Source organism: Pseudomonas agronomica, assembly GCF_025917275.1.
Taxonomy (GTDB): domain Bacteria; phylum Pseudomonadota; class Gammaproteobacteria; order Pseudomonadales; family Pseudomonadaceae; genus Aquipseudomonas; species Aquipseudomonas agronomica.
Map to the genome: position 1 here is coordinate 1 of NZ_JAOSHO010000273.1, position 6,834 is coordinate 6,834.

General features: G+C 63.2%; 5 protein-coding genes. 2 read left to right on the forward strand and 3 right to left on the reverse strand.

Features of this window, described 5'->3' with window-relative positions; translation table 11 throughout:
- Positions 1 to 34: 34 nt before the first annotated feature.
- Complete coding sequence (locus OC610_RS18045) at positions 35 to 442, reverse strand: ACT domain-containing protein (RefSeq protein WP_264429522.1); 408 nt, start codon at positions 440 to 442, stop codon at positions 35 to 37.
- A 68-nt stretch (positions 443 to 510) separates the two neighbouring features.
- Positions 511 to 1,407 (reverse strand): alpha/beta fold hydrolase, encoded by an 897-nt coding sequence (locus tag OC610_RS18050; protein WP_264429523.1) that lies wholly within the window; start codon positions 1,405 to 1,407, stop codon positions 511 to 513.
- A gap of 290 nt (positions 1,408 to 1,697) precedes the next feature.
- Here OC610_RS18050 and OC610_RS18055 point away from each other — a divergent pair, with 290 nt between their 5' ends.
- Both OC610_RS18055 and aldA read left to right on the forward strand, forming a co-directional pair.
- Positions 1,698 to 3,875 (forward strand): PQQ-dependent dehydrogenase, methanol/ethanol family, encoded by a 2,178-nt coding sequence (locus tag OC610_RS18055; protein ID WP_264429524.1) that lies wholly within the window; start codon positions 1,698 to 1,700, stop codon positions 3,873 to 3,875.
- Between the two features lie 42 nt (positions 3,876 to 3,917).
- Positions 3,918 to 5,354, forward strand: a complete 1,437-nt coding sequence (aldA, locus tag OC610_RS18060; protein ID WP_264429525.1) for an aldehyde dehydrogenase — start codon at positions 3,918 to 3,920, stop codon at positions 5,352 to 5,354.
- Positions 5,355 to 5,408: 54 nt separating this feature from the next.
- Here aldA and OC610_RS18065 read toward each other — a convergent pair.
- Positions 5,409 to 6,834 (reverse strand): sigma-54-dependent Fis family transcriptional regulator (locus OC610_RS18065; RefSeq protein ID WP_264429526.1); only part of this gene is annotated, 1,426 nt, incomplete at its 5' end.

Genomic DNA, 6,834 nt, shown 5'->3' on the forward strand with positions numbered 1-6,834 from the left:
CTGGATGGTTTGTTCCGTCGACCGCAGTTTCGGCTCAGTCGCTGCCTCCGGACCTGGCAAGCGCCTCCAGAACCTCAATTGCCCGCTGCGCATCTTCCCGACCCACGAAGATGTGGTCGTGGTAGTAGGCGGCGATGACGTTGCAGCTGATGCCCGCGTTTCCCAAGGCGGTTGCGAAGGCGGCGGTCAAGCCGACGGCATCCAGGGCGGAGTGCACGGTCAAGGTGATCCAGGCGGCGACGTATTCGAAGTGCAGGCCCAGGGCCTGGGCCCTGTTGCGCTCGATGATGACGGTCAGGCCTTCTTTTTCGCGGAAGCTGCCCAGTATCTCCTCGTCTTTGACGAGGTCCATGTCAGTGACGCAGCAGAAGACATAGTCCCCGTCGTTGAGCGTCGGGCTCATTCCGCTGAGCAATTTCGCAATCGATTTTTCGCCTGACATGTCGGTTCACCGTTCGATGGATAAGGGCATCTGCTGGCGAGTGTTGTCGAAACGGGTACCGCCTGCAACTACCGGCCTCCCGGGACCGAAGGAAGCAGGAAACCAAGCACCTCGTCCATCAAAAGCTCTGGCACTTCCTCCGCAATGTAATGCCCCGACGGCAACGCTTTCCCTTGCACGTCGGTCGCGACTTTTTGCCATTCCCCAAGCGGATCGAAGCAACGGCCCACGACGCCGTCCGCTCCCCACAAAGCGAGCAACGGAATTGAGAGTTTTCGCCCGGCTTGCCGGTCGCTCCGATCATGCTCCAGATCGATGCTGGCGCTTGCCCGGTAATCCTCACACAGGCCATGAGCGGTGCCAGGGAGTGCCAGGCACCGCAAATACTCGGCAAATGCGGCGTCGGTGAAAGGCGCCATGCCAGCGCTGCGGGTGCCCATGACGCTGCGCAGATACTGCTCCGGATCAGCCTCGATCAGTGTCTCGGGAAAGGGCGCTGGACGGATCAGGAAGAACCAGTGCCAATAGGCGCGGGCAAACGCTTCGTTGGTTTGCTCATACATCGCCAATGTCGGCGCGATATCCAGTGTGATCAAGCGCTTCACTGCGTCCGGGTGGTCCATGGCCATGCGATGGGCGACGCGTGCGCCTCGGTCATGCGCCAGCACGTCAAACTTCACGAATCCCAGCGCGCGCATGAGCTCGAGCCCGTCCTGGGCCATTTGTCGCTTGGAGTAGGCGAGGTGTTCGGCGTCGCCTGCCGGTTTGTCGCTGTCACCGTAGCCACGAAGGTCCGCCGCGACCACGGTGAAATGCTCCGCCAGGGGTTCGGCGATCTTGTGCCACATGACGTGAGTCTGGGGATGCCCGTGGAGCAGCAATAGGCCTTGGCCGCTCCCACCTTTGCGGTAGCTGACGGTGATGCCATTGACTTGGCATCGGCCCGATTCAAATGAGGCGAACATCGCTTGGTTCTCCTGCTGATGGTTGCGCTCATTGTAGGGCGCGCGCTCGCGGGTGCTAAGGCCCTGCGTGTGACGGCTTTCTTCACGAATCGTGCGCAACCTGACTCACCTCTGGCACAGCTGTCGCGGCAAATGCGACAACTGTCGCACGGCTTCGCGACCCGCGATAGGAGCCGAAAACCCCATGTATCGGGGCTTGCGCAGCATTTTCAAACGGTGGCATGGGGGTTGCTCCTCTCCTGGTGCGCAGCGCAATGGCTTCGCTACTAATAAGAACCAGGAGTCCTCCCATGACACAGATTGGCCTCGCCGTGCCTACTGCTTCTCGGAACGCGCCCCTCCGCGCTCCCCTCAAGACGCTATTTGTCGTGCTGGCGCTTACCTTCCATACCGTCCCGAGCTGGGCGCAGGACCTGCCGGCGAATGTCGACGGCAAGCGCATTATCGCCGCCGACCAGGAACCCGGTAACTGGATGAGTACCGGCCGCACCTACGACGAACAACGCTACAGCCCGTTAAAGAGGATCAGCGACCAGAACGTCGGCCAGTTGGGGCTCGCCTGGAGCTACAAGCTGGACCTGGATCGCGGTGTCGAGGCGACGCCCATCGTGGTCGACGGCGTGATGTATACGACCGGTCCGTTTTCGGTGGTCTACGCCTTGGATGCGCGCGACGGCAAGTTGATCTGGAAGTACGACCCCAAGTCCGACCGCAACCGCGCCGGTGAGGCTTGTTGCGACGCGGTCAACCGGGGCGTCGCGGTGTGGAAGGGCAAGGTTTACGTGGGTGTGCTCGATGGTCGTCTTGAAGCCATCGACGCCAAGACCGGCCAGCGCGCCTGGTCGGTGGACACCCGGGCCGATCATTCGCGCAGCTACACCATCACCGGGGCCCCGCGAGTGGTCAATGGCAAAGTCGTGATCGGCAACGGCGGCGCCGAGTTCGGCGTACGCGGTTATGTCACCGCCTACGACGCGGAGACCGGCAAGCAGGCCTGGCGCTTCTTCACGGTGCCGGGTGATCCCAAGTTGCCGCCGGAAGACAAGGCCATGGCCATCGCCGCCAAGACTTGGCACGGCGACGCCTATGTGGCCCAGGGCGGCGGCGGCACGGCCTGGGATTCCTTTGCGTTCGACCCGGACTTGAACCTGCTGTACATCGGTGTGGGCAATGGATCGTTGTGGGACCCGAAATGGCGGAGCCAGGCCAAGGGCGACAACCTGTTCCTGTCGTCCATCGTCGCGGTCAACGCCGATACGGGCGAGTACGCCTGGCACTACCAGACCACACCGGGGGACGCCTGGGACTACACCGCCACCCAGCACATGATCCTCGCGGAACTGCCGATCGATGGAAAGCCGCGCAAGGTGCTGATGCAAGCGCCGAAGAACGGTTTCTTCTACGTGATCGACCGCGCCACGGGTGAGCTGTTGTCCGCCAAGGGCATCGTGCCGCAGAGCTGGACCAAGGGCATGGACATGAAGACGGGCCGGCCCATCGTCGATGACGAGAATGCCGCGTACTGGAAGGATGGCAAGCGCAAGCTGGTCACGCCCGCGTTCTGGGGCGCCCACGACTGGCAGCCGATGTCCTACAACCCGAACACCGGCCTGGTGTATATCCCGGCGCACATCATGTCCGCCTACTACGAGCACATCCCCGAGGCGCCGAAGCGCAACCCGTTCAAGAGCATGTACCAACTGGGCCTGCGCACCGGGATGATGCCGGAGGACGCCGATGGGCTGTTGGAAATGGCCAAGGGCTGGTCGGGCAAGCTGATCGCCTGGGACCCGGTCAAGCAACAACCGGCCTGGGAAGTGCCCTATGTGACGATCTTCAACGGCGGCACCTTGAGCACCGCCGGCAACCTGGTGTTCGAGGGCAGCGCCGACGGCCGGGTGATCGCCTATGCCGCCGACAGTGGCAAGAAACTCTGGGAGCAGCCGGCGGCCAGCGGTGTGATGGCGGCGCCGATTACCTACAGCGTGGACGGTGAGCAGTACGTGACGTTCATGGCCGGATGGGGCGGTGCCTTCTCGACCTTTGCCGGTGCCTTGTCCCTGCGCGCCGGGGTCCGGCCGTTCTCGCAGGTATTGACCTACAAACTGGGCGGCACGGCGAAACTCAACGAGCCGGCACCGCTCGCCGACACCCCGAAACCGCCGCCCCTGACCGGCGACCAGGCCGCAGTGGACGCCGGCGCCAAGCTCTACGACGGCTATTGCTCCCAATGCCACGGCATTCATGCAGTCAGCGGCGGCGTGCTGCCGGACCTGCGCAAGCTGACGGCGGAAAAACACCAGATGTTCCTCGGCATTCTCTTTGGCGGTCGAGTGCCGGATGGCATGCCGTCCTTTGCCGACGCCTTCACGCCGGAACAGGTGGAGCAGATCCACCAATACCTGATCAAGCGCGCCCACGACCTGCAGCAGGAAGGCGGGGTCTGGAAAACCTTCACCGCCAAATGAATGCACCTGCATCGTTCTGAAACTGACCGCGAGAGCAAGCACATGACCGAGATCATCAATTACCAGAACTTCATCGCCAACGCCTTCATTCCCAGCGACCCAAGCATTGAGGTGCACAACCCGGCCAACGGCGCTTTACTGGCGCGGGTGCCCGAAGCCAGCGGCGAGCAAGTCGAAGCGGCGATTGCCGCAGCGCGCAAGGCGCAAAAAAGCTGGGCCGCCCGCCCGGCCATCGAACGCGCCGGCTACCTGCGCAAAATCGCCAGCAAAGTGCGCGACAACGCCGAACGACTCGCCCATATCATCACCGCCGAGCAAGGCAAAGTACTGGGATTGGCGCGGGTGGAAGTCAACTTCACCGCCGATTACCTGGACTACATGGCCGAGTGGGCACGGCGCCTTGAGGGCGAGGTACTGACCAGCGACCGCGCCGGCGAAAGCATATTCCTGCTGCGCAAGCCCCTGGGCGTGGTGGCCGGTATCCTGCCGTGGAATTTTCCGTTCTTCCTGATCGCTCGCAAGATGGCGCCGGCGCTGGTTACCGGTAATACCATTGTGATCAAGCCCAGCGAAGAAACGCCCATCAACTGCTTCGAGTTTGCCCGCCTGGTGGCCGAGACCGACCTGCCGGCCGGGGTGTTCAATGTCGTCAGCGGCACGGGGGCGACCGTGGGGCATAACTTGACCCGCCATGCCGGCATCGACTTGATCAGCTTCACCGGCAGCGTCGGCACCGGCTCGCGGATCATGGCCGCGGCGGCGCCGAACATCACCAAGCTCAACCTGGAACTCGGTGGCAAGGCGCCGGCCATCGTGCTGGCGGACGCCGACCTGGACCTCGCGGTCAAGGCCATCACGGCTTCGCGGGTGATCAACACCGGGCAAGTCTGCAACTGCGCCGAGCGGGTGTATGTCGAGCGCAAGGTCGCCGATCAGTTCATCGAGCAGATTGCCGCCGCAATGGCCGCGACCCGCTACGGCGACCCGTTGGCCGAGGACGATCTGGACATGGGGCCGCTGATCAACCAGGCGGCGCTGGACAAGGTCGCGCGGATGGTCACCATTGCCAAGGAGCAGGGGGCCGAAGTGGTCACGGGCGGCGCGGTGGCTGGTAAGGGCCAGGGCTTCCATTACCAGCCGACGGTGCTGGCCGGGTGTGGCGGCGAGATGGCGATCATGCGCCAGGAGATCTTCGGCCCGGTGCTGCCGATCCAGATTGTCGAAGACCTGGACGAAGCCATCGCCCTGGCCAATGACAGCGAATACGGCCTGACGTCATCGATCTACACCCGCAGCCTGACTGCTGCCATGCGCGGGAGCAACGAGCTGGACTTCGGCGAAACCTACATCAATCGAGAGAACTTCGAAGCGATGCAGGGCTTCCATGCCGGGGCGCGCAAGTCCGGCATTGGCGGCGCGGACGGCAAGCACGGCTTGTATGAGTACACCCATACCCACGTGGTTTACATCCAAGTGTGATCTGGCGAAAAAAATGCCGGCAGCCGCAAGGGCGCCGGCATTTTTTTGGGCGTATCAGAACTGGTCGTTGGGCGCGACGACGCCGTGCTTTTTCATTTTGCGGTACAGCGTGGAGCGGGAGATGCCCAGGTCGGTGGCGGCGGCACTGATGTTCCAGCGATGCTGGCGCAGGGTTGCCAGCAGGCGACGGAACTCTTCGTCGCCCAGCTGTTCGCCCAAGCTGACGGCCAACGGGGTGGTGTTGGCGGACAGTGACAGGCGCTGTGGCGCCAGCACTTCGCTGGGCAAGCAGTCCAGGTCGATAACGCCGTTTTCAGCCAGGGCCACCGCGTAGCGCAGGCTATTGAGGAGTTGGCGGATATTGCCGGGCCAGTGGTAGTCGAGCAGGCACTGACGGGCATCCGCTTTCAGTCGTAGCGCGCGGGTTTCGTCCTGTGCCGCGAGCAGTTGCTCGATCAGCGCGGCGCGGTCACTGCGTTCGCGCAAGGCGGGCAGCGCCAGGTTCATGCCGGCGAGGCGATAGAACAGATCTTCGCGAAAGCGTTTCTCGCCGATCATCGTGGGCAGGTCCTGGTGAGTCGCCGAGATCACCTGGACGTCCAGCACCACCGGCACTTCAGCCCCCAGCGGCGCGATTTCCCGCTCCGCCAGCACCCTTAGCAAGCGGGTTTGCAAATGGGCGGGCATGTCGCCAATTTCATCGAGAAACAGCGTGCCGCCATTCGCCAGTTCCAACTTGCCCTTCATGCCTTTTCGGTTCGCGCCGGTAAAGCTGCCGGCGCGATAGCCGAACAGCTCGCTCTCGATCAGGGTCTCCGGAATGGCTGCGCAATTGAGTGCGACGAAAGGCCCTGCGCGACGAAGGCTGGCGTGGTGGATCGCGCGGGCAAAGGCTTCCTTGCCGGTGCCGGTCTCGCCGGTAATCAAAATCGGGATGCCTTTGTCGATCACCTTGCGCACCCGGTGGACGCTCTGTTGCAGTTGGGGGTCGAGGCCGGCGAGTTGTTGCAGGTCCGGGTGTGCGTCAGGGGCAGGGCGGGCGATGGGGCGCGGGCGGTGCTGTTGGGAAGGGATCCGCAGGCCGACCTCCAGCAACGCCTCATCCCGAAGACCACGCAAACGCACGCCTTGGGCGCCACCGTTGGTGAGTTTGAGCAATTCGTCCATTGTGGTTGGCAGCAGGCGATCGATGGCGGTGCCCAGCAGTGCCGGACCCACAGCCAAGTCCAGGGCGACAAAGGCGGCACGGTTGGCGCCGATGATGCGACCGCTTTCATCAAGCGCCAGTAACTGTTCGTTGGCCAGGTCAGCGATTTCATCGAGGGGCTTGAGGGACAAGGTCAAGCGGTCGCGGTAGCTCTGGCGGAAATGTGCATTTTCGATCAGGCGCGCGTACATGATCACCAGTTGCAGCGTCAGGTATTGGCTTTCCCGAGGGCCTGCGCTGTTCATGCAGGTCGCGTTCAGGCAGCCGCGCAGC

What these genes read in the sequence shown, in the direction of transcription:
- OC610_RS18045 (WP_264429522.1), bottom strand. Translation starts at nt 442, where the DNA reads ATGTCAGGCGAAAAATCGATTGCGAAATTGCTCAGCGGAATGAGCCCG.
- OC610_RS18050 (WP_264429523.1), bottom strand. Translation starts at nt 1,407, where the DNA reads ATGTTCGCCTCATTTGAATCGGGCCGATGCCAAGTCAATGGCATCACC.
- OC610_RS18055 (WP_264429524.1), top strand. Translation starts at nt 1,698, where the DNA reads ATGACACAGATTGGCCTCGCCGTGCCTACTGCTTCTCGGAACGCGCCC.
- aldA (WP_264429525.1), top strand. Translation starts at nt 3,918, where the DNA reads ATGACCGAGATCATCAATTACCAGAACTTCATCGCCAACGCCTTCATT.